The organism is Aeromonas caviae, assembly GCF_000819785.1.
Lineage (GTDB): Bacteria > Pseudomonadota > Gammaproteobacteria > Enterobacterales > Aeromonadaceae > Aeromonas > Aeromonas caviae.
In genome coordinates, this window is the sequence record NZ_CDBK01000109.1 from 582 (window position 1) to 791 (window position 210).

Sequence of the window (210 nt, forward strand, 5' to 3'; positions counted from 1 at the left end):
TTTAAAGTCAGTGAAAAATATCGCAAGGAGTGCCATCCCACCAGCCCCCACCAGAGAAAATGGTCCCAATACAGCCACTGCAAATACACAGACCACCACGCCAAGCCAAGCCGAACCACGGACTATCGTATAAGCTACTTCTGGAATAACATCCTGATAAGTGACAATAACACCTTCTGTTGTAAGACGGTAATGATAGTTTTTATCTGC

General features: G+C 44.8%; 1 pseudogene. It reads right to left on the reverse strand.

From position 1 onward, the window contains the following. Positions 1 to 210: pseudogene (locus tag BN1120_RS21835) on the reverse strand (hypothetical protein); the annotation flags it as partial.